Here is a 20,886-nt window from a genome sequence, read left to right on the forward strand (position 1 = left end):
AGGCGGCGGGCGGGTGGCGTCGCGCGGACGGAGTGCGGCTGTAGGCGTGTGCGGAACGGGGCATGGCAATCACCATTGTTGTTTTTGTACGGGTAAGCGGGCGTCTCGTGGGCGCGCCGTCGTGTCCGGTCTTCTGCCGGTGGTGGGCGGATGCTACGGCGGGAAGCTTTCAGGCAGCTTTCGCTGGATAACGGCGGGAAACGTGCGGGTAATTTCGGATATATGGTCGATCAGGGCTGCCGCGCGAGGAGCGCCGCGGCCAGTTGCAGGTCGCTGTACCCGGCGTATTCCGGGGCCTGGCGCAGGACCTGCAAGGCTGCCTGGAGGTACGCGCCACGGATCGCACCGTCGCTGGCGACGAAGCTGGCGGCGTCGTCCCGCGCCTGGACGAGCTTGTCGCCCTCGTCAGCGCTGGACTCCTGTGCGCTGACGGTGCTGCCGATGAACGGGCCGACGGTGGTGACGGCCGCCCAGAAGAAGGTGGCGGCGCCGGGTTCGTCGTCGAATTCGGGAAACACCTTGATGAAACCGAAGGCCGGTTGGCAGAGCAGGCAGAGCGCCGTGAGGGCGGCGGCGACGCGTCCTGTCGTCATGGGCTTCCTTGCAGCACGAGGAGTACGCCGACCAGAGTGGCGCCGGAAAGCAGCGTTTGCAAGGTAATGATGCCCGCCATCAGGTGGCCGTCGCCGCCCAGTTGGCGGGTCAGCACATAGGCGGTGGGCGCCGTCGGCAGGGCGAAGAACAGTACCAGCACGGCGCTTTCCATGCTCGGCAGGCCCAGCCCGCGAGCGATGGCGAAGGCCAGCAGCGGCATCGCCAGCAGCCGCGCCGCGCAGTTCCAGCCAAGGGCCGCGACTTCGCCGCCGAGTTCCTGGGGTTTCAGCGCCGCGCCGACGCACAGCAGGCCCAGCGGCAGGCTGGCCACCGCCAGCAGGTTGAGCAGGCGATCGCTGCCGCCGGGCAGGCCGACGCCGGCCAGGTTGACCAGTGCGCCGGCGAGGCAGGCGAGGATCAGCGGGTTCTTCAGGATCGGCAGCAGCAGCGCGCGCAGGCTGATGCCGCGCTCGGCGGTCAGCGCCCAGACCGACATCACGTTCACCGTCGGCACCATCAGCGCCAGCATCAGCGCGGCCAGGGTCAGGCCCGGCTTGCCGTACAGGCTGCCGACCGCGGCCAGGCCGAGATAGGTGTTGAAGCGCAATACGCCCTGGGCGATGGCGCCGAAGCGCCCGGCGTCCCAGCCGCGCCAGCGCTTGCAGAGCAGCAGGGCGAGCCAGGCGACGCCGAGCCCGAGCAGTACGGCCAGGGCCTGGCGGGCCAGGCCGGGGTCGTCCAGCGGCGCGGTCGCCAGGTTGCTGAACAGCAGCGCGGGAAACAGGATGAAGTAGTTCAGGCGTTCTGCGGCAGGCCAGAAGGCTTCGCCGGGAAAGTCCCAGCGGCGCAGGGCGTAACCGCCGACGATGAGGGCGAACAGCGGCCAGAGGGAGTAGAGCAGAGCGGTCACGGGCACCCCCGGATAGTGGAATCCGCTCATCTTGCGAGGTGGCTGCGGCACAGGGCAAGTCCGGCTTATGCTGGCACTCCCGCGAGGAGGATTCGCCATGCCCGAGACCCATACCGGCGGTTGCCATTGCGGCTATCTGCGCTACGCCGTCGCCGCGCCGCTGGACGATGTCGCTCACTGCCACTGCTCGATCTGCCGGCGCACCACAGGCGGCATCGTCACCACCTGGGCCACGGTGCCGCGCGCGGCGTTCCGCTGGCTGGCGGGCGAACCGGCGGAATATGCCTCGTCGGCCAGCTGCACGCGCTACTTCTGCCCGCGTTGCGGGGCCAACCTGGCGTTGTTCACCCGGCTCAGCGCCGATACCCTGGACTTCACCGTGGCCAGCCTCGACCATCCCGAGCGCGCCCCCGCCAACCGGCACATCTGGGTCGGCAGCCGCCTGCCATGGCTACACCTCGACCCGCAGTTGCCCGAAGAGGACGAGGAGTTCATCGCCGGAGCGGACGACCCGTGAGCGAAGACCGGAGGTGGCACCTGTAGGGCGAATAACGCAGAGCGTTATCCGCCGTCTGCGAGGCGCTGAAAGAGCGCTCGGGACCATGCGTCCTGCAGGCGCCTCCCTCAGGGCAGCATCAGCCCGCCGGCCGCCTTGTGCAGCTCGCGCAGGTGCGCGCCGACCTCCTTGATGTTGGCCTCGTTGGCTTCCAGCTCGGCGCGGCGCTCGGGATCGAGCAGGGCGCGGACCTCGCGGTCGAGGTCGTCGCTGAGCCGGCGCAGGCGCGCCTGGCGTTCGCGGGTCTGCTCTTCCAGGTGCTTCCACTCGGCGGCCTGCGGCAGGCCGTAGCCGCCCTCCAGGAGTTCCGCCGGACGACTGAGGAAGCCGCTGTCGTCGAGGATCTGCTGGAAGGTCTTGCCGGCCACTTCCAGGCGCTGGTCGCCGGCCGGCTTGTCCAGGTGGCCGAGGTACAGGCGCTTCAACTCGTCCTGGGCGAGCAGCAGCTGGCGCCGCAGCGAGGCCTGCTCGAGCAGCAGCAGCGCCGCGCTGGCGCGCAGGTCGGCCTTGGCGAACCAGGGCTGGCGCTCCCTGGCCGGCAGCGCCAGCCAGTCCTCGACCTTGTCCTGGGGAATGTGCAGGCGCTGCTTGAGCACGTCGAACATCGCCTGGTAGCGGTCGCGGAAGGAGTCGAAGCGGTAGCCCAGGCGCAGGGCTTCCTTGGGGTCGTCGAGCACACTGGGATCGGCCAGCTTGCGGTTCTCCAGCATCTCGAGCACGCCGTAGGGGGTGATGCTGTCCAGGCTTTGCAGCGGTCGCCGGGGGATGCCGCTGCGCAGCAGCTTGAGGGTTTCCACCGCGCAATTGTTGGAGATGAAGTAGTACTGGCCGTCGTAGCTCCAGTGACTCTGCGCGGCGCGCTCGACCAGGCTGGCGACCTCCTCGCGGTCCAGCTTCAGCGGCACCGAGGCGAGGCTGCGCAGCTCGACCTTGGTGTATTCCTCGATCACCTGCGACAGCGGCAGGACGAACAGGCGCGACGGATAGGCGCCGGTCAGGCCGTCCCAGCTGGACAATTGCAGGTCGCCGACGAAGGCGCGGTAGGACAGCACCAGATGCTGGTCGAGGTCCAGCCGGCAGTCCGGCCCACGCGGCCGGCCGGGGGCGCAGATCACCAGGCGGAGCATGGTGTGGCCCCAGCGGCTGACCAGGTTGTCGTTGGCCTCGGCCAGCAGGTAGTCGACCTCGTAGACCCGCTCGGGGTCGAGCTGGCCCAGCGGCTGCTGGCCGAAGTCGCGGCCGGCGTTGAGGTAGGCGAAGCTCTGCGCACAGGCACTGTGTTCCGGCGCCCAGCCGAAGCGTTGCTGGTAGTAGCGGTAGAGCGCCGGGCGGCGGCAGGCGTAGCTGGGATCGAGGAGGAAGTACTCCATGTTCACCGCGACGAACTCGCGCGGATTGCTCAGCTCGTAGACGTCCGGGCTGCGCAGTACGAAGCCATTGTGCGCCTCGCGCCGCCCGCGCTGGCCGGCGCGTTGCGGCCAGCCGGCGAGATCGAGCAGGCGCGGGTCGTCGGAGAGCGTGAAGCGGCGACCGCTCTGCCCGCGGCAATCGGTGGGCTGGGCGATCCGGCCGAGGGTTTCTTCCTGGCGCGTGCAGCGGCGGATCTCGCGTTTTTCCTCCGCCGACCACAGGCGCGCGCGATCGTAGACGTGGGTCAGCTCGTGCAGCAGGGTCGCCAGCAGCTCGCGCCGCTCGGTGCCGTGCACGCGCCCGGTCTGGCGGCTGGCGGCGCTGCCGTCGGTGAGATCGGCCAGGTACTTGCGGTTCAGCGCGATGCGCTGCGGGCCACGGGCCTGGCCCATGCCGTTGGCGGGCAGGTCGTCGCGCCACTCGACCTCGATCTCGCGGTCCAGGCGTTCGCGGAAGGCCGGCGGCAACTTGTCCGCGGCTTCGTCCAAGAGTTGCTGGCTGGCCTCGCGCTGCGCAGGGTCCAGTTCAGGCGCGTCGAGTTTCAGGCGCAGGGCCGCCGTCGCGTTGCCGGCTCCGCAGAGGGCCAGCGCCAGCAGCCAGGCGCAGGCCTTCCTCACAGGGCGAGAATGGCTTCGGCAAGTACCTGGTCGGAGGCTTCCCGGGCTTCCGGCAGACGGCTGCGCAGGGTCCGCATCGCGGCTTCCAGCTGGGCGCCGCGAATGGCGCCGTCGCTGGCGACGAAACTGGCGGCGTCGTCGCGCGCCTCGGTGACCACTTTCATGTCGCGCACGGAAGTGGTGGTGTCGGAAGTGAAGTCGATGCTGCGGTCGAGGGCGCGGACGATGATATTGCTGGTCGCGACCACCGAGCGTGCTTCCGCGGCCGTGGCGCAGAGCGCCAGCAGCAGGGCGGCGAACAGGGGGCTATGACGCATGGAGCTACGGCGCATGGAGGTTCTCCGGAACGGTGGTGATCGCCTATTGGGCAAGAATTGCTTCGGCCAGTTCCTGATCGCTGGCCGCCAGCTCGGGGTGCGCGACACGCAACCAGCGCAGCGCCGCTTCCAGGCGCGCACCACGGATGCTGCCATCGCTGGCGACGAAGCTGGCCGCATCGCCCCGGGCATCGCGTAACAATTTGTTCTCGAACGGCGTGCTGGTCAGCTTGCTGGTGACGTAAAGGGACTTCGCGGTGAACGCCGTCGTGGTATCGAAGGCGTGCGCAGCGGGCGCCAGCAGGCAACAGAAGAGCAACGAGAACCGGTAACGCATGGGGTTGGGCGGAATAGGACTGGAACAGCCGCCAAGGCTAACGGAATGTGCGGCGCGGAGCCAGTGTGGCCGGTCGGCCAGGTCATCGCCGCAGCCGGGCGGCTGCGGCGGCGGGGCGGGCGACTCAGATGGTCAGGATCGCCTGGGCCAGTTGCATGTCGTTGGCGGCCAGGCTCGGCAGCTTGCCACGGATGTGGCGCAGTGCGGCTTCCAGGTGCGAACCGCGGATGTCGCCCTGGCTGGCGACGAAGCTGGCGGCGTCGTCGCGCGCTTCGAGGACGATCTTGTCGTCGCGGAAGGAATTGGTGATGTCCGAAGTGGCATTGGAGGTCATGCCGGTGGCGCGGACCAGAGTATCCGTGGTGACCACGAAGCTGCTGGCGAACGCGCTGGAGGCGCAGGCGAGCAGGGCAGCGGCACCGATCAGGCGCAGACGTTTCATGTGAGTTGCTCCGAACGAAGTCAGCGTAGACGGCCGCATCCGCGCGGCCGTGTCAACGCTGAGACTAACCAACTGTGCGCCACGTCACCAGCGGCTCAGCGCCAGAAAGGTTTCGAAATCTCTACGTAGCGTTCGCTCGGGCTGATCGCCAGGTCGGCGAGGTCGTGTTCGGACATTTGCGCAAGATGCTTGCGCGATCGAGCGTTTTGTCGCCAGGAATTCAATTTTTCCAGCAGGGCGGCGAGATGTGGATGGGCGGCCGGGAGACCGCTGGAACTCCCGGCGTGCGGGTGCGGGGATGTCCTCATCGTGCGTTCCTTCCCATCCCGGGGATGGGGGCGGGGTGTGGAACCTCATGATGCGCCGGGACCGCTGGCTTGCTCAGGGGCAACCACGCGGGAGTTGGACGGAACAGTTCGGTGGCCCCGGCAACTGTTCCGCCCGGCTGTAGCGGAACTGTTCCGGTGGTTCTACGCCTGGGCGGGCTTGCGCGCGATGATCACCTGGCTCTTGGCGACCACGGCGTCCAGGGCCTGCTTGATGGCCGGGCCGCGCGGCGAGTCGAGCAGCGCCTGCCAGGTCCTGGCCCAGTGTTCGAGGAGGGGATGGTCGGGATTGCCGAAATCGACCTTGGCCTCCCAGAACAGCAGCATCCACAGCGACCAGTAGAAGCCGTAGCGGCTGTGGCTGAGGATTTCCAGCCCGGCTTCGCGCACCAGTGCGGCGAACTGCTCCTCGCCGAGCACGCGGATGTGGTTGGGTTTGCGGAAGTATTCGTCGGCGGCGAAGTCTTTCTGCAGGTCTTCCGACGTGGGATGCGGCACGCTGAGCAGATAGAGTGCGCCGGGCTGGCCGACCCGCACCAGCTCGGCGAGGAACTGCCGCGGATCGTCGACGTGCTCGATGACCTCGGTGGAGACCACCCGGGTGGCCGTGGCGTCAGCCAGGGGCAACGGGTCGCAGTCGCTGACCAGGCATTCCAGTTCGCGGGCCGGGGTATCGGCCAGGCGCTCGCGGGTCCTGGCGATCTTTTCCGCGTCGATGTCGGCGATGATGATGCGAGCGCCGCGCATGGCGCAGAAATGAACGTTGCCGCCGTCGCCGCACCCCGCGTCGAGCACGGTGTCCTCGGCGGAAATCGGAAAGCCGCTGAACAGCTCGTCGGTCTCCTGGTTGAACCAGCCGCTGAGCACCGCGTCGCGCAACCCGAGCATGTACGGGTCGACCGGCGCGGGTGCGGGTGGCGCGGCGACGGGCTCGGTGGCGGGGCTGGGCGGCGAGACGATCTTCTTGAGGAAGTTCAGCATGAGGTGGCTCCGGAAGTGGTGGCGACGCGGCGGGCGGCGCTCAGGCGCTTGACCAGGCGGGAGCCCAGGTCGCGGCAGGGGCTCTCGACGAAGCGGTAGTTGAGCTCGCTGAGTACGACGATCAGGACCAGGCTGATGGCGAGCAGCGACAGGGGCCGCTCGCCGGCGTCCCAGCCCAGGCGGAAGCAGAGTTCGCGACTGAGATAGAACGCCGGGATGTGGATCAGGTAGATCGCATAGGAGCGCGCGCCGACCCAGACCAGCAAGCGCTTCAGCGGCCCGTTGGAGAGCAGGTAGTCGCGGTCGTAGGAGGCTATCCACACCAGCAGTCCGCACAATAGCGCGATGGCGCCGATCCGCACGGCGACCAGGCTGTACGCTTCGCTGGCCAGCACGCCCAGGGCCGCGGCCACGGCGGCCAGCAGCAACGGCCCGCTCCAGGCGCGGCCCAGCAGGGTGGGGTTCCAGCGGGCATAGCCAGGCTGCAGGGAGGCGAGGGCGAGTAGTACGCCGATGGCCAGGGCGTCGGTGCGCAATACCATCAGCAGCGGCGTGCGCAGGCTGAAGAACTGGACCAGCACCAGCGCCAGGAGGGCCCAGCCCAGGTAGCGACGCAGGCAGAGGATCAGCAGCGGCAGCAGGAGGTAGAACTGTTCCTCCAGGGAAAGGCTCCAGTAGACGAAGCTGGCACCGTATTCGTAGCGGTAGAAACTGTCGGCGAAGCGGAAGTTGGCGACCTGGAGGAAACCGGCGAGGCTCGCCGCGAGGTTGGCCGACAGGCTGCCGAAGGCTCCGGAGCGGTTCAGCAGCAGGCAACAGGCCAGGATCAGCGCCAGCCACAGCCAGGCCGAGGGCAGCAGGCGGAAGGCGCGGCGGATCCAGAAGTACCGCGCCTGTTCCCAGAATGCCTGGCGTGTGGGCGCCTCGCGCAGTTGCGGGATGAGGGTGCGGGCGATGACGAAGCCGGAGATGGCGAAGAACAGGTCCACGCCCCACCAGAACTGGACGCGCTGGTTGATGCCGTCCAGCAGTGCCGGGGAGCCGCTGAACAGGTTGCCGTGCAGATGGTGGAATACCACGCCGAGCACGGCCAGCCCGCGCAACAGTTCGATGTCGAGGATGCGTTTGCCGCTCATGTCCGCGACGATCCGGGGTCGAGCGGCTTGCGCGCGATGATCACCTGGCTCTTGGGCATGAAGTGGTCGAGCAGGTGCTTGATCTCCAGGCCGTCGGGACGGGCCAGGAGGTTTTCCCAGAGCCGTGCCCAGTCTTCCATCAGCGCCGGGTAGGGCGGCTGGATACGGTCGCGGACGGCGCCGCCGAGCTCACGGCCGGCGGCCCGTTCGCTGGCCCAGAAGAAGATCATGCCCATCACCCAGAAGAAGCCGCTGGCCTGGCGGTGCTCGATGACCAGCCCGGCGTCCTGCACCAGGCGCGCGAAGTCGTCACGGGAAAAGATGTGGATGTGGTTGGGCGCCCGGAAGTAGTCGGCCGGGGCGATGCCCTGCTGCAGGTGTTCGCCGACCGGGTCCGGCACGCTCAGCAGGTACTGCGCGCCAGGGCGCCCGAGACGCACGAGTTCGGCTATCACCCGCGCTGGGTTGGCCACGTGTTCGAGCACTTCCATGCACACCAGCTTGTCGGCGCAGGCGTCGCGCAGCGGCAGCGGATCGCTGTCGCTGACCAGGCCGGTGAAGGGCCGCCGGGCCACCGCCTCGACCTGCTGCGCCAGGCTTCGCACCTTGTCCTCCTCGCTGTCGGTGAAGATCACCGAAGCGCCCTGGCGGGCGGCGAAGAGGGTGGCGACGCCTTCGCCGCAGCCGAGATCGAGCAGGGTGTCCTGGGCGCCGATGGCGAAGCCGGCGAGCAGTTCGCCGGTTTCGCTGCGGAACCAGCCATCCAGCACCGCATCGCGCAGACCGCACATGCGTGGCGACACCGGTTCGCTCGCCGCAGCGGGACGGGAACGCCAGCGTTGGAGCAGGGCGCGGATCATGCCGGGATGCTTTGCAAGGCGGCGGGGTCGCCTTGTGCCGCTTCGTCGAGGAAGCGACGCAGGCGCTCCACGGCCAGCTTGCGGCTGCAGAAGCGTTCGAGGCTGGCGCTGGCATGCGCGGACATGCGTGCGTAGCGCTCCGGCTCCTGGCGAGCGACCTCGAAACTGGCCCGGTAGGCCCGGCACAGCGACTCCCAGTCGGTGATGTAGCGCAGCGTGCGGTAGGCCGCGCGCGGGTCGTGGGGCCAGGCGGTGGCTTCTTCCGAGGAGTCGACGATGAAGGCGTTGTCGGCGTCGATGTAGTCGATCATCGCGGTATTGCGCGGAGCCACGGCCGGCTTGCCGCTGGACATGAATTCCATCAGCGGCAGGCATTGGCCTTCGCCGTAGGAGGTGTTCACCACGTAGCTGGTGGCCTCGACCAGCCGCTCGTAGTCCGGGTCGGCGAGGTAGCCGTGGATCAGCACGATGCGGCAGCGGTAGGACTGGTTCTTGTACAGGTGGTGAAGCATGTCGGCCAGCGCTTCGCCGACGTTGTGGTGGGTCAGTTTCAGCACCAGGGTGGCGTCGGGCTCGTCGCGGAAGGTGGCGCAGAACGCGCTGATCATGTCCTGCCAGTTCTTGCGCCCGTCGTAGGGGTTGAACACCGAGGTGTAGATGACCCCGTCGAGGCTCAGCTCGACCTGTTTCGCCGCGCGGTCCGGCAGGGCCAGGACCTCCGCCGACGGCTCGGGGTCGGCATGGTCGGCCAGGTCCAGCTGGCGGCTGTCCACCAGCAGGCCGTCCAGGTGCAGGCGCACATCCCGGGCTTCGGGACGGCCCGCCTGCTGCGAGGCGCGGTTGGCGAAGCGATCCCAGACCGGCGCCGGCACGCTCAGTACCGGGTAGTCGCGACCCATGGCGGCGCGCACCACGTCGACCGTGAAGCTGGAGTGGGTGATGGCCCGTCCGCTGTGGCGCAGCACATGTCGCCAGTCGTGGCGCGGTTCGCCGTGCCAGGTTTCGCTGGGCAGGGTGCTGAACTCCCAGGCGAACACCGGGATGGTCGGGCAGGCATGGTGGATCGGCGTGCGATGGGGCGGCGAGAAGGAGAGGAAGACGCAGGGTTCGCCGCGCTTGCGGCAGTCGTGGTAGAGGCGGTCCACCAGTTCGTCGGGATCGCTGACTTCGACCACCTGGCCGATCTCTTCCAGCAGCGGACGGAATTCCTTGAGGACGAAGTAATAGCTGTACTCCGGGCGCCCGAGGTTCTGCCGGATGGTGGTCTTGTTGGTCTCGGAGTGGATGATGATCAGCATGGAACGTTGCCTGTGGCGGTGGCCGCCAGTTCGACGCCGGGCGCAGGGGTTGCCTTGCGGGCGGAAAGGAAGGGTTCCAGGCGCTGGCGGACCACGTCGCCGGCGCAGTAGCCGCGCATGCGTTGGTTGGCCGCGGCGGACAGTTGCCGATAGCGCTCCGGCTGTTCCCGGGCTACCCGGTAGCTCTCCAGGTAGGCCTCCTTCAGGGACTCCCAGCTCGGCCGGTAGCGCCGGGTGCTGTACAACCGGCGCGAATCCTGCGGCCAGGCCGCGGGCTCCTGGCTGGAGCGGACCACGAAGCCCACCTGGGCGTCCATGTAGTCGGCCATCGCCGAATGGTCCGGAGCGATCGCCGGGGTGCCGCAGGACATGAATTCCATCAGCGGCAGGCACAGGCCCTCGCAGCGCGAGGCGTTCACGTAGTAGCTGGCGGCTCCGTACAGGCGGGCGTACTCCGCGGCATCGAGATAGCCGTGCAGGGCGATGACCCGGCAGGCGAATGGCGACAGTTGGGAAAGCAGGGTGAGCAGTTCGACGTGGTAGGTCGTTAGGTCGCTCTGGGTCATCTTCAGCACCAGCGTGGCATCGCTGGTGTCGCGGAATGCCCAGCAGAAGGCGGTGATCAGGTGATGCCAGTTCTTGCGCCCGTCCAGCGGATTGAACACCGAGACGTAGACCACCCCGTCCACGACGACCTGCTGGTGCTGGTCGACGGCCGGCAACAGCGCCGGCGGATGCTCGGGCTCGGCGGGCGGCATCGGCTCGATGGCCTGGGGCAATGGCTCCGGCAGCGTTTCCAGCGCCGTTGGCGGGGGCGGCAGCGGCCGGCGCAGGTGACGGAACAGCCAGCGGCGTACCGGTATGGGTACCAGGTCGCTGACGGCTTCCCGGTACCACAGCAGCAGGTAGTGCTTGCTGATGACCAGTCGGCGCCTCCAGTCGAGAGGAACCGGCTCTGGCTCTGGTTCTGGCTCAGGGACCGGTTCGGGCTCGGGCTCGGCGGGCGTCTCGGGGAGGACCTCGAGGATCTCGTCCTCGGTCTCTTCCCTGATCGGTGCGATGAGGCCGTCGGCGGAAAGGCCCAGCAGGCGGCTGTCGATGACGCAGCCCTTGAGTTGCAGGGTCTCGCCGGACTTGACCGGATTCCGTTCGCCTTGCTGGCGGATCGCGGCGAAGTCCTCCCAGATCGGCGTCGGCAGCGCCAGTACCGGAAAATCTTCGCCCAGCACCCGGCGAACCGCGCGGGCAGTCTGCTCGGAGAGGGTGATGGCTGCGCCATGGCCGGCCAGGACCTGGCTCCAGTCCTGCGCCGGATCGCCGTCCCACGCCACGTCGGGAATCGACTCGAACTCCCAGGCGACCACGCACAGCATCGGGCATTGCAGGCCCCGCGCCGCCTTGTGCGGCGGGGTGAAGGAGAGGAACAGGCAGTCTTCGCCCTGTTCATGCAGTTGCCGGTAGAGCGGGTCGACTTCGTCCGTGCTCTGTACCAGGTGGACCTGTCCCAGCGATTCGAGGATTGGCCGGTAGGCCTTGAGGACGAAGTAGTAGCTGTATTCGGGGCGACCGAGGTTGTGGCCGATCGAGCGCTCGTTGATATCCGAGTAAAGGATGAAATTCATGGCATCTCGTGATGAAACTGCCCGTTCGACAGCTTGGTGGTGATGAGCGAGGCCAGGTGCTGCTTCGTTGTCCGGAAGCCTTCCCGGCGGACTGGTCGACCCATCGTGTTCTTGTTCTGTTATCGCGACCGCGACCTGTTCGATCAACAGAACAGGAGGCAGTCAAGCACGAAATCGAGAGGCATTCTAAACATACCTTTCGCAAAAACGTGAAGGCTGACGGAGAAAACGTCATGCCGTTCGAATGAGAACCTACCGGTCACGAATAAGCGGTTGAAATCGGCGCATTCTTGGCACAGATTGGAGCGCGATAATCAGAACAACACGCTATCCGGCATGACCTCTGGAACGTCGTATTCCTAGGAAGAGCGTCGCTGAGCGTAGCATCAGATAAAAGGCCCGCTTCCTTGACTCAGCGTCTGTTCGTCACCGGGCTCTCCGGTTTCGTAGGCAAGCATCTTCAAGCTTATCTGGCAGCGGCCCACACGCCGTGGGCGCTCCTTCCCGTACCGCATCGTTACGACCTGCTGGAGCCGGATTCGCTGGGCGACCTCTGGCCGGAGCTGCCGGATACGGTCATCCACCTGGCCGGGCAGACCTACGTGCCGGAGGCCTTCCGCGATCCTGCGCGGACCCTGCAGATCAACCTCCTTGGCACCCTGAACCTGCTCCAGGCGCTTAAGGCGCGGGGTTTCTCCGGTACCTTCCTGTACATCAGCTCCGGCGACGTCTACGGCCAGGTGGCCGAGGCGGCGTTGCCGATCCACGAGGAACTCATCCCCCACCCGCGCAATCCCTATGCGGTCAGCAAGCTGGCGGCCGAGTCGCTGTGCCTGCAGTGGGGTATCACCGAAGGCTGGCGGGTGCTGGTGGCGCGACCGTTCAACCATATAGGGCCGGGGCAGAAGGACAGCTTCGTGATCGCCAGCGCCGCGCGGCAGATCGCCCGGATGAAGCAGGGCTTGCAGGCCAATCGGCTGGAAGTGGGGGACATCGACGTCAGCCGTGATTTCCTCGATGTCCAGGACGTGCTGTCAGCCTATCTGCGCCTGCTCTCCCACGGCGAGGCGGGCGCCGTCTATAACGTCTGTTCCGGGCAGGAGCAGAAGATTCGCGAGCTGATCGAACTGCTGGCGGACATCGCCCAGGTCGAGCTGGAAATCGTTCAGGACCCTGCCAGGATGCGCCGGGCGGAACAGCGGCGGGTTCGCGGCAGCCATGCGCGACTGCACGACACCACGGGCTGGAAGCCTGAAATAACCATAAAACAGTCCCTGCGGGCGATCCTGTCCGACTGGGAGTCACGGGTACGAGAAGAATGACAAGAAGTGCACTGGTAACTGGGATCACCGGTCAGGACGGAGCGTACCTGGCCAAGCTGCTGCTGGAGAAGGGCTACCGGGTCCACGGCCTGGTGGCGCGGCGCAGCAGCGACACGCGCTGGCGCCTGCGCGAACTGGGGATCGAAGGCGATATCCAGTACGAGGACGGCGACATGGCCGATGCCTGTTCGGTGCAGCGCGCGGTGATCAAGGCGCAGCCGCAGGAGGTCTACAACCTGGCGGCACAGAGCTTCGTCGGGGCCTCCTGGAACCAGCCGGTGACCACCGGCGTCGTCGACGGCCTGGGCGTGACCCACCTGCTCGAGGCGATCCGCCAGTTCAGCCCGGAAACGCGCTTCTACCAGGCTTCCACCAGCGAGATGTTCGGCCTGATCCAGGCCGAGCGCCAGGACGAGAACACGCCCTTCTACCCGCGCAGCCCCTACGGCGTGGCCAAGCTCTATGGCCACTGGATCACCGTCAACTATCGCGAGAGCTTCGGCCTGCACGCCTCCAGCGGCATCCTGTTCAACCACGAATCGCCGCTGCGCGGCATCGAGTTCGTCACGCGCAAGGTTACCGACGCGGTGGCCCGCATCAAGCTCGGCAAGCAGCAGGAATTGCGCCTGGGCAACGTCGACGCCAAGCGCGACTGGGGCTTTGCCGGGGACTACGTCGAAGCCATGTGGCTGATGTTGCAGCAGGACAAGGCCGACGACTACGTGGTGGCCACCGGTGTCACTACCACCGTGCGCGACATGTGCCAGATCGCTTTCGAGCATGTGGGCCTGGACTACCGCGACTTCCTCAAGATCGACCCGGCGTTCTTCCGGCCCGCCGAGGTCGACGTGCTGCTGGGTAATCCGGCCAAGGCTCAGCGTGTGCTCGGCTGGAAGCCCAGGACCAGCCTGGACGAGCTGATCCGGATGATGGTCGAGGCGGACCTGCGACGCGTTTCCCGGGAGTAAGCCATGCTGATTCCCGTGGTGCTTTCCGGCGGCGCCGGTACCCGCCTTTGGCCGGTGTCGCGTGAAGGACAGCCGAAGCCGTTCATGCGCCTGCCCGATGGCCAGACCCTGCTGGGCAAGACCTACCGACGTGCCGCCGGGCTCCTGGCCGGGCATGGCGAAATCGTCACGGTGACCAACCGCGAGCATTACTTCCAGAGCAAGGACCAGTTCCAGGCGGCCCGCCTGGGGCGGCATCGGGGACATTTCATCCTCGAACCGACCGGACGCAACACCGCTCCGGCGATTGCCGTCGCCGCCCTGGCGCTGCAAGCCGAACATGGCGACGCGGCGGTACTGGTGGTGATGCCGGCGGATCACCTGATCCGCAACGAGGAGGCCTTCCGCGAGGCGGTGGGGCATGCCGCGCGTCTCGCCGTCGCCGGGCACCTGGTTACCTTCGGCGTGGTGCCGGATGCAGCGGAAACTGGTTTCGGCTATATCGAGCTGGGCGACCGGCTGGACGAGCAGGGGGCGGCCAAGGTGCGCCGCTTCGTCGAGAAACCCGATGAGGAAACCGCCCGTCGCTACGTGGAAAGTGGCGGTTTCCTGTGGAACTCCGGGATGTTCTGTTTCACGGCCTCGACCCTGGTCGACGAGCTGGCGCAGCATGCCCCGGCCCTGCTGGAGCAGGCCAGGGCCTGCCTGGCCGCCAGTGCGGCGGTGAAGATGGCCGATGGCATCCAGCATGAGCTAGCGGGCGAAGCCTTCGCCGCGCTGCCGGACATTTCCATCGACTATGCGCTGATGGAGCGCTCCGCGCGGGTCGCCGTGGTGCCGGCGGCCTTCGACTGGAGCGATATCGGTTCCTGGGGCGCGATGAGCGCGCTGCTCGACGCGGACGCAGAGGGCAATCGCGGCAGCGGCGACACCCTGTTCGTCGACACCCGTAACACCTTCGTGCAGAGCGACGGGCGCCTGGTCGCCACGGTCGGGGTCGACGACCTGGTCGTGGTGGATACTTCCGATGCGCTGCTGATCGCCCGCGCCGACCGGGTCCAGGAGGTGCGCAGGGTGGTGCAGCGGCTGAAGGACGAGCGGCACGAGGCCTATCGGCTGCATCGGACCGTCAACCGTCCCTGGGGCAGCTATACCGTCCTCGAGGAGGGGCCGCGCTTCAAGATCAAGCGAATCGTGGTCAGGCCGGGAGAGCGCTTGTCGCTGCAGATGCACCATCACCGCAGCGAGCACTGGATCGTGGTGCAAGGCATGGCCAGGGTCACCAATGGCGATGGCGCGCGGCTGGTCAACAGCAACGAGTCGACCTACATTCCCGCGGGCCACCGGCATCGCCTGGAAAACCCGGGGGTCATCGACCTGGTGATGATCGAGGTGCAGAGCGGCGAATACCTGGGAGAGGACGACATCGTCCGCTTCGAGGACCAGTACGGCAGGGTGGTCTGATGCTTCTTGGCTTGTCTCGTTCCTTGTGGGGCTATCGTGGCTTCGTTCTCGGCAGCGTCAAGCGCGAGTTCCAGTCGCGCTACCGCGGGTCGCTGTTCGGCGCGTTGTGGACGGTGCTCAATCCGCTGTCGATGATCGTCGTCTACACGGTGATCTTCTCCCAGGTGATGCGCGCGCGCCTGCCGGGGGTCGACGACGGCCTGGCCTACAGCGTCTATCTCTGCGCCGGCCTGCTGACCTGGGGCCTGTTCGCGGAAATCACCTCGCGCAGCCAGAGCATGTTCATCGAGAACGCCAACCTGCTGAAGAAGATCAGCTTCCCGCGCATCTGCCTGCCGGTCATCGTACTGCTCAACGCCGGGGTCAATTTCGCCATCATCCTCGCCTTGTTCCTCGGCTTTCTCGCCCTCAGCGGGCGCCTGCCGGGCGCGGCATTGCTCGCGCTGGTGCCGCTGCTGGCGATCCAGGTGCTGTTCGCGGCGGGACTGGGGATGATCCTCGGGGTGCTCAACGTGTTCTTCCGCGACGTCGGCCAGTTGTTCGGCATCTGCCTGCAGTTCTGGTTCTGGCTGACGCCGATCGTCTATCCGATCGGCATCCTGCCCGAGGGTATCCGCTCGCTGATCGAACTCAACCCGATGACCGCGCTGATGCGCAGCTACCAGCAGCTGTTCCTCCACGGGCAATGGCCGGACTGGCCTTCATTGCTGCCGATCACCCTGCTGGCGCTGCTGCTGTGCGCGCTCGGCCTGCGTCTGTTCCGCCAGCGGGTCGGCGAAATGGTGGATGAACTCTGATGGGACAGATACGCGTATCCGGCCTCGGCAAGGCCTACAAGCAGTATCCCAATCGCTGGAGCCGGTTGTTCGAATGGCTGGTGCCTTTCAGCCCTTCGCGCCACCACCTGCACTGGATCCTGCGCGAGGTCGAGTTCACCATCGAGCCGGGCGAAGCGGTCGGCATCGTCGGGGTCAACGGCGCCGGCAAGAGCACCTTGCTGAAGATGATCGCCGGCACCACCCAGCCGACCTGCGGCGAGATCCGCGTGGCCGGCCGGGTCGCCGCGCTGCTCGAGCTGGGCATGGGCTTCCACCCGGACTTCACCGGCCGGCAGAACGTCTTCATGGCCGGGCAACTGCTGGGCATGCAGGTCGAGGAAATCCAGGCGCTGATGCCGGATATCGAGGCCTTCGCCGAAATCGGCGAGGCCATCGAGCAACCGGTGCGCACCTACTCCAGCGGCATGCAGATGCGCCTGGCGTTCAGCGTGGCGACTGCCCGGCGGCCGGACATCCTGATCGTCGACGAGGCCCTGTCGGTCGGCGATGCCTATTTCCAGCACAAGAGCTTCGAGCGCATCCGCAGTTTCCGCAAGGCCGGCACCACCCTGCTGATCGTCTCCCACGACCGCTCGGCGATCCAGTCCATCTGCGACTCCGCGATCCTCCTGGAGCAGGGACGGATGGCCATGCGCGGGCGGCCGGAAGAGGTGATGGACTACTACAACGCCCTGCTCGCCGAGCGCGAGGGGCAGACCGTGCGCCAGGAAATGCTCGCCGACGGCCAGGTGCGGACGATTTCCGGCACCGGCGAGGCAGCGATCCTCGACGTACGGATGGTCGACCAGCGGCAGCGTGCGCTGGAGGTGGTCGAGGTAGGCCAGGCGGTGACGCTGGAAGTCGAAGTCGAGGTTCGCCAGGACATCGAGCGGCTGATCCTCGGCTTCATGATCAAGGACCGCCTCGGCCAGCCGATGTACGGGATCAATACCCACCGCCTGGACAAGGCCCTCACCGACCTGAAGGCCGGCGAGCGCATCACCTACCGCTTCGCCTTCGACATGCGCCTGGGCAAGGGGCACTACTCGGTGGCGCTGAGCCTGTCGCGGCTGGACTCGCACCTGGACCGCAACTTCGAATGGCGCGACTACGGCCTGGTCTTCCATGTCATCAACAATCGCCAGGAAGACTTCGTCGGTTGCTCCTGGCTGGGCGCCGAAACTCATATCAGCCGCTCCGGCGAGGCGGCTCTGGACCCCACTTCCGCGGAGAGCACTCCATGACGCGTCTGTTGGTCGAATGCACCTATGTGTTCGAGCATCCCAAGGTCAATTCCGGTATTCAGCGGGTGGTGCGCAACGTCATCCGCGAGTTGCCGGAAGCCGACGAGACGGTGGAGTGCATCCCGGTGGCAATGCTCGACGGCACCCTGTATCAGGTCCACAGCCTGGCGCCGCTGGACCCGCGGCCGCATTCGCCGCTGGTACGCCTGCGCATCCTGGTGGAGCGAGCCGCCAACTACTTCTGGCTGGGCCAGCGCACCCTGGAAAAGCGCCGCCCGTTCCGTTCCTCGCCGTGGGCCCGGCGCCTTCTCTATGTAGCCTGCCGCTTGTTCGCCTTCGCCTTCCTCAGCATTCCGCTGCGCCTGCTCGACCGCATCCTCGGCAAGCAGCAGCCTGCACCCGTGCGCGCGACCCCGCTCGAACATCGGGCCGGCGACCAACTGGTCTTGCTGGACTCCTCCTGGCACGCCGATTTCTTCCCGCTGGCGGAACGCCTCAAGAGCGAGGGCGTGGGCATCGTCTCGGTGATCTACGACCTGATTCCCCTGACCCATCCGCAATTCTGCGATGCCGGACTGGTCAAGGTGTTCAACCACTGGTTCGACTGGATCGCGGCCACCGCCGACGGCTACGTCGCGATTTCCGAGACCATCCGCGACGAAGTGCGCGCGGAGATGCTGCGGCGCATCGGCCCGGAGAAGGTCGCGCAACGCTGGTTCGATTATTTCCACCTGGGTTCGGAGCTGGACCTGGTGGAGGACGGCGCCTCCGTCGAGCCCGATCTGCTGCGCATGTTCAAGGCCAAGGCGCCGGTATTCCTGATGGTCAGCACCATCGAGCCGCGGAAGAACCACGGTTACCTGCTGGATGCCTTCGAGCGTGCCTGGGCCCAGGGTTCGCAGGCGCGGTTGTGCATCGCCGGACGCATCGGCTGGAAGTGCGAGGCGCTGGTGGAACGGGTGCGGCAGCATCCGGAGCTGAACAAGCGCCTGTTCATGTTCAACGACCTCTCCGACAAGAGCCTGGAGTACGCATACTCCCATGCCGCATCGCTGGTCTTCCCGTCCTATGTGGAAGGTTTCGGCCTGCCGCTGGTGGAGGCCATGCAGCGCGGCCTGCCGGCGATGGGCAGCGACATCCCGGTGTTCCGCGAGATCGGCGGCGAATTCATGGCCTACTTCGACCTCGCCGATCCGCAGACCCTGGCGAACCTGGTCACCCGCTTCGAAGCCACGGGCGAGTTCCCGGCCGAGCGACCGGTCGGCGAATGGCGCTGGATCGGCTGGCACGAGGCGAGTCGGCAACTGATCGCGCGGATCCTGCTCGCCCTCGGCAAGGCCCCGGCGCATGGCGAGGCAGTACATGCGGATTGCGGTTAACGCGCGGATTCTCCAGGCGCCGCGGACCGGCATCGGGCATTACCTGGTCGAGTTGCTGGGCGCGTTGCAGGCGCACGCGGACTTCGAGTTTTCCCTGTTCCATGGCTGGGGCTGGAGCGGCGACCTGCCGGCGGCGGCGCTGCCCGGCTATTCGCGTCTGTCGCCCTGGCTGCGCAACCTGCCCGGAGCCTACCGGGCACGACGCTGGCTGGAGCAGCGGCGTTTCGATAGCGGTCGGCCGCCGGTCGATCTCTACCATGAGCCCAGTCTCTGGCCGCTGGACTTCGACGGGCCGATGCTGATGACCCTGCACGACCTGACCCACCTGCATTATCCGGCGACGCAACCCGCCGCCCGCTTGCGCGAAATAGAACGCCGGCTGGCGCGCGGGATGGAAAAGGCGCGGTTGATCCTGACCGACTCGCAGGCGATCGCCGACGAGGCGCAGGCGTATTTCGGCCTGCCGCGCGAGCGCTTCGTGGTGGCGCCCCTCGGCCATGCCGCGCGGTTCCGTCCGCGGGACCGGGAGTCCCTGCGCGAGCCCTTGCGCGCGCATGGCCTGGTGCCGCGCGGGTATTTCCTCTGCGTAGGAACCCTCGAACCGCGCAAGAACCTGTCGCTGGCTCTGCGCGCCCATGGGCAACTGCCGGCGGCGGTCCGCCAGCGTTTTCCGCTGATGATCGTCGGCATGCCGGGATGGGAAAGTCGCTCGCTCGACGACGAACTGCGCCAGGCGCTGGCTTCGGGAACGGTGCGGCTGCTCGGCTACCTGCCGGACGAGCGGGTCGCCGAGTTGATGTCGGGCGCTCGGGCGCTGGTCTTCCCCTCGATCTACGAAGGCTTCGGCCTGCCTGTGCTGGAAGCCATGGCCAGCGGCACGCCGGTATTGCTCACGCGACTCTCCGCAATGCCGGAGGTGGCCGGCGAGGCGGGCAGCTATATTGACCCGGATGATGCCAATGGGCTATCTGACATGCTGGTCCGCATGACCGAGGATACCGTCTACTGGGAGTGCTGCCGGGAAGCCGGCCTGCGACGGGCGGAGCAGTTTTCCTGGAAGCGTTGCGCGAATCTCACCGCTGCAGCCTATCGTCGTGCCGTGGAGGGCTGAATGCGGGTACTGCACTTCTACAAGACCTACCTGAGCGAAACGGTAGGCGGGATCGAACAGGTGATCTTCCAGCTTTGCGAGAGCAGCGGGTCGTGGGGGATCGACAACCACGTCCTGACCCTGAGCAGCGACCCGCATCCGCCTGTCGTGCCCTTCGGCGGACATGTGGTGCATCGCGCCAGGCTCGACCTGCAGCTCGCTTCCACCGGGTTTTCCCTGAGCGTGTTCAAGCAGTTCCGCGAGCTGGCGGCGGAGGCGGACGTGGTCAACTACCACTTCCCCTGGCCGTTCATGGACCTGGTGCATTTCCTCACCGGTATGAACAAGCCGAGCGTGGTCACCTACCATTCGGACATCATCCGCCAGCGCGTCCTGTTGAAACTGTACCGGCCGCTGATGGGGCGCTTCCTTCATAGCGTCGATCGGATCGCGGTGGCGTCGCCCAACTACTTCAGCACCAGCGACGTGCTCCGCCAGTACCGGGAAAAGACCCGGGTGATCACCTACGGCCTGGACAAGGCCTGCTACCCGAAGCCTGCGGCACAGCGTCTGGAGCACTGGCGAGAGAAACTCGGGCCGCGGTTCTTCCTGTTCGTCGGGGTGATGCGCTACTACAAGGGCCTGCATATCCTGCTGGATGCGTTGCAGGGCACCGATTACCCGGTGGTGATCGTCGGTGCCGGGCCGTTGCAGGCCGAGCTGTATGCCCAGGCCGCGGCGCTGGGGTTGCGCAACGTGCACTTCCTCGGCCGAGTGGACGACGAGGACAAGGTCGCCCTGCTGCAACTCAGCTACGCCATGGTCTTTCCGTCACACTTGCGTTCCGAGGCGTTCGGTATCTCCCTGCTGGAGGGCGCGATGTACGGCAAGCCGATGATCTCCAGCGAGATCGGCACCGGCACCAGCTACATCAATATCCATGGCGAGACCGGCCTGGTCGTGCCGCCCAGCCAGCCGGCCGCGTTTCGCCAAGCGATGCGCTGGCTCTGGGAGCATCCGCAGCAGGCGGAGGAAATGGGCAGGAACGCGGAGGCCCGCTATCGGCAACTGTTCACCGCCGAAGAGATGGGGCGTCGCTGGAGCGAGCTGTACCGTGAACTGCTGGAGGAAAAGGCTTCTTCCAGATACGTGAAGGCCGCTCGGTAAGGAGCGGCCTACGGTACAGTTCAGGCTGGGCCGAACCGGGACGTTACAG

Annotated in this window: 21 protein-coding genes; 9 read left to right on the top strand and 12 right to left on the bottom strand. The window is 66.9% G+C overall.

From position 1 onward, the window contains the following. Positions 1-230: 230 nt before the first annotated feature. Positions 231-593 carry a DUF2388 domain-containing protein gene (locus JHD77_RS18590; RefSeq protein ID WP_003102543.1) on the bottom strand — a complete coding sequence of 121 codons (363 nt, stop codon included), beginning with the start codon at positions 591-593 and terminating at the stop codon, positions 231-233. Next, positions 590-1,534, bottom strand: coding sequence for an AEC family transporter (locus tag JHD77_RS18595; protein ID WP_003096914.1), 945 nt, complete (start codon positions 1,532-1,534; stop codon positions 590-592). Before JHD77_RS18595 ends, JHD77_RS18590 begins: the two co-directional genes overlap by 4 nt. A 67-nt stretch (positions 1,535-1,601) precedes the next feature. Between JHD77_RS18595 and JHD77_RS18600 the strand changes: the two genes are divergently transcribed. Then, positions 1,602-2,021: a GFA family protein gene (locus JHD77_RS18600; RefSeq protein ID WP_003102545.1), complete on the top strand. Its 420-nt coding sequence runs from the start codon at positions 1,602-1,604 to the stop codon at positions 2,019-2,021. Positions 2,022-2,128: 107 nt separating this feature from the next. On the opposite strand, the gene JHD77_RS18605 is transcribed toward JHD77_RS18600, so the two are convergent. The 10 genes from JHD77_RS18605 to JHD77_RS18650 form a co-directional block, all read right to left on the bottom strand. Then, on the bottom strand, positions 2,129-4,087 hold the full coding sequence (locus JHD77_RS18605) for a DUF7844 domain-containing protein (protein ID WP_003102547.1): 1,959 nt from the start codon (positions 4,085-4,087) through the stop codon (positions 2,129-2,131). Further along, positions 4,084-4,404 carry a DUF2388 domain-containing protein gene (locus JHD77_RS18610; protein ID WP_003114112.1) on the bottom strand — a complete coding sequence of 107 codons (321 nt, stop codon included), beginning with the start codon at positions 4,402-4,404 and terminating at the stop codon, positions 4,084-4,086. Before JHD77_RS18610 ends, JHD77_RS18605 begins: the two co-directional genes overlap by 4 nt. 43 nt (positions 4,405-4,447) lie before the next feature. Beyond that, positions 4,448-4,741: a DUF2388 domain-containing protein gene (locus JHD77_RS18615; protein ID WP_003096909.1), complete on the bottom strand. Its 294-nt coding sequence runs from the start codon at positions 4,739-4,741 to the stop codon at positions 4,448-4,450. A 124-nt stretch (positions 4,742-4,865) separates the two neighbouring features. Then, positions 4,866-5,183: a DUF2388 domain-containing protein gene (locus JHD77_RS18620; protein WP_003096907.1), complete on the bottom strand. Its 318-nt coding sequence runs from the start codon at positions 5,181-5,183 to the stop codon at positions 4,866-4,868. Positions 5,184-5,278: 95 nt separating this feature from the next. Continuing rightward, the gene (locus tag JHD77_RS18625) at positions 5,279-5,491 is read right to left on the bottom strand and encodes a DUF1127 domain-containing protein (protein WP_003096905.1); all 213 of its coding nucleotides are present in this window, start codon (positions 5,489-5,491) and stop codon (positions 5,279-5,281) included. 162 nt (positions 5,492-5,653) lie between these two features. Then, positions 5,654-6,490, bottom strand: coding sequence for a class I SAM-dependent methyltransferase (locus JHD77_RS18630; protein ID WP_191519380.1), 837 nt, complete (start codon positions 6,488-6,490; stop codon positions 5,654-5,656). Next, a complete protein-coding gene (locus JHD77_RS18635) occupies positions 6,484-7,626 on the bottom strand; it encodes an acyltransferase family protein (RefSeq protein ID WP_003102561.1) in 1,143 nt (380 codons plus the stop codon). The genes JHD77_RS18630 and JHD77_RS18635 overlap by 7 nt, the downstream gene beginning before the upstream one ends. Next, a complete protein-coding gene (locus JHD77_RS18640) occupies positions 7,623-8,486 on the bottom strand; it encodes a class I SAM-dependent methyltransferase (RefSeq protein WP_003102563.1) in 864 nt (287 codons plus the stop codon). The genes JHD77_RS18635 and JHD77_RS18640 overlap by 4 nt, the downstream gene beginning before the upstream one ends. Beyond that, entirely contained in the window at positions 8,483-9,784 is a 1,302-nt protein-coding gene (locus JHD77_RS18645) for a glycosyltransferase (RefSeq protein ID WP_003102565.1), read from the bottom strand. The genes JHD77_RS18640 and JHD77_RS18645 overlap by 4 nt, the downstream gene beginning before the upstream one ends. Further along, entirely contained in the window at positions 9,778-11,406 is a 1,629-nt protein-coding gene (locus JHD77_RS18650; protein WP_003102567.1) for a glycosyltransferase, read from the bottom strand. Before JHD77_RS18650 ends, JHD77_RS18645 begins: the two co-directional genes overlap by 7 nt. Positions 11,407-11,813: 407 nt before the next feature. Between JHD77_RS18650 and rmd the strand changes: the two genes are divergently transcribed. From rmd to wbpZ, 8 genes are read left to right on the top strand one after another with little or no spacing between them, the layout of a single operon-like run. Beyond that, a complete protein-coding gene (gene rmd / locus JHD77_RS18655) occupies positions 11,814-12,728 on the top strand; it encodes a GDP-6-deoxy-D-mannose reductase (protein WP_003102568.1) in 915 nt (304 codons plus the stop codon). Beyond that, the gene (gene gmd / locus JHD77_RS18660) at positions 12,725-13,696 is read left to right on the top strand and encodes a GDP-mannose 4,6-dehydratase (RefSeq protein WP_003096890.1); all 972 of its coding nucleotides are present in this window, start codon (positions 12,725-12,727) and stop codon (positions 13,694-13,696) included. Before rmd ends, gmd begins: the two co-directional genes overlap by 4 nt. 3 nt (positions 13,697-13,699) lie before the next feature. Further along, on the top strand, positions 13,700-15,139 hold the full coding sequence (locus JHD77_RS18665) for a mannose-1-phosphate guanylyltransferase/mannose-6-phosphate isomerase (protein ID WP_003096889.1): 1,440 nt from the start codon (positions 13,700-13,702) through the stop codon (positions 15,137-15,139). Beyond that, positions 15,139-15,936 (top strand): ABC transporter permease, encoded by a 798-nt coding sequence (locus JHD77_RS18670; RefSeq protein WP_003096887.1) that lies wholly within the window; start codon positions 15,139-15,141, stop codon positions 15,934-15,936. Before JHD77_RS18665 ends, JHD77_RS18670 begins: the two co-directional genes overlap by 1 nt. Continuing rightward, complete coding sequence (locus JHD77_RS18675) at positions 15,936-17,201, top strand: ABC transporter ATP-binding protein (RefSeq protein WP_003102571.1); 1,266 nt, start codon at positions 15,936-15,938, stop codon at positions 17,199-17,201. Before JHD77_RS18670 ends, JHD77_RS18675 begins: the two co-directional genes overlap by 1 nt. After that, positions 17,198-18,580, top strand: a complete 1,383-nt coding sequence (locus JHD77_RS18680) for a glycosyltransferase family 4 protein (protein ID WP_003096882.1) — start codon at positions 17,198-17,200, stop codon at positions 18,578-18,580. Before JHD77_RS18675 ends, JHD77_RS18680 begins: the two co-directional genes overlap by 4 nt. After that, positions 18,564-19,691, top strand: coding sequence for a glycosyltransferase family 4 protein (locus JHD77_RS18685; protein WP_003102573.1), 1,128 nt, complete (start codon positions 18,564-18,566; stop codon positions 19,689-19,691). Before JHD77_RS18680 ends, JHD77_RS18685 begins: the two co-directional genes overlap by 17 nt. After that, positions 19,692-20,837, top strand: a complete 1,146-nt coding sequence (gene wbpZ, locus JHD77_RS18690) for a D-rhamnosyltransferase WbpZ (protein ID WP_010792440.1) — start codon at positions 19,692-19,694, stop codon at positions 20,835-20,837. Positions 20,838-20,886 lie beyond the last annotated feature (49 nt).

This window comes from Pseudomonas sp. P20 (assembly GCF_016463925.1).
Taxonomy (GTDB): domain Bacteria; phylum Pseudomonadota; class Gammaproteobacteria; order Pseudomonadales; family Pseudomonadaceae; genus Pseudomonas; species Pseudomonas aeruginosa.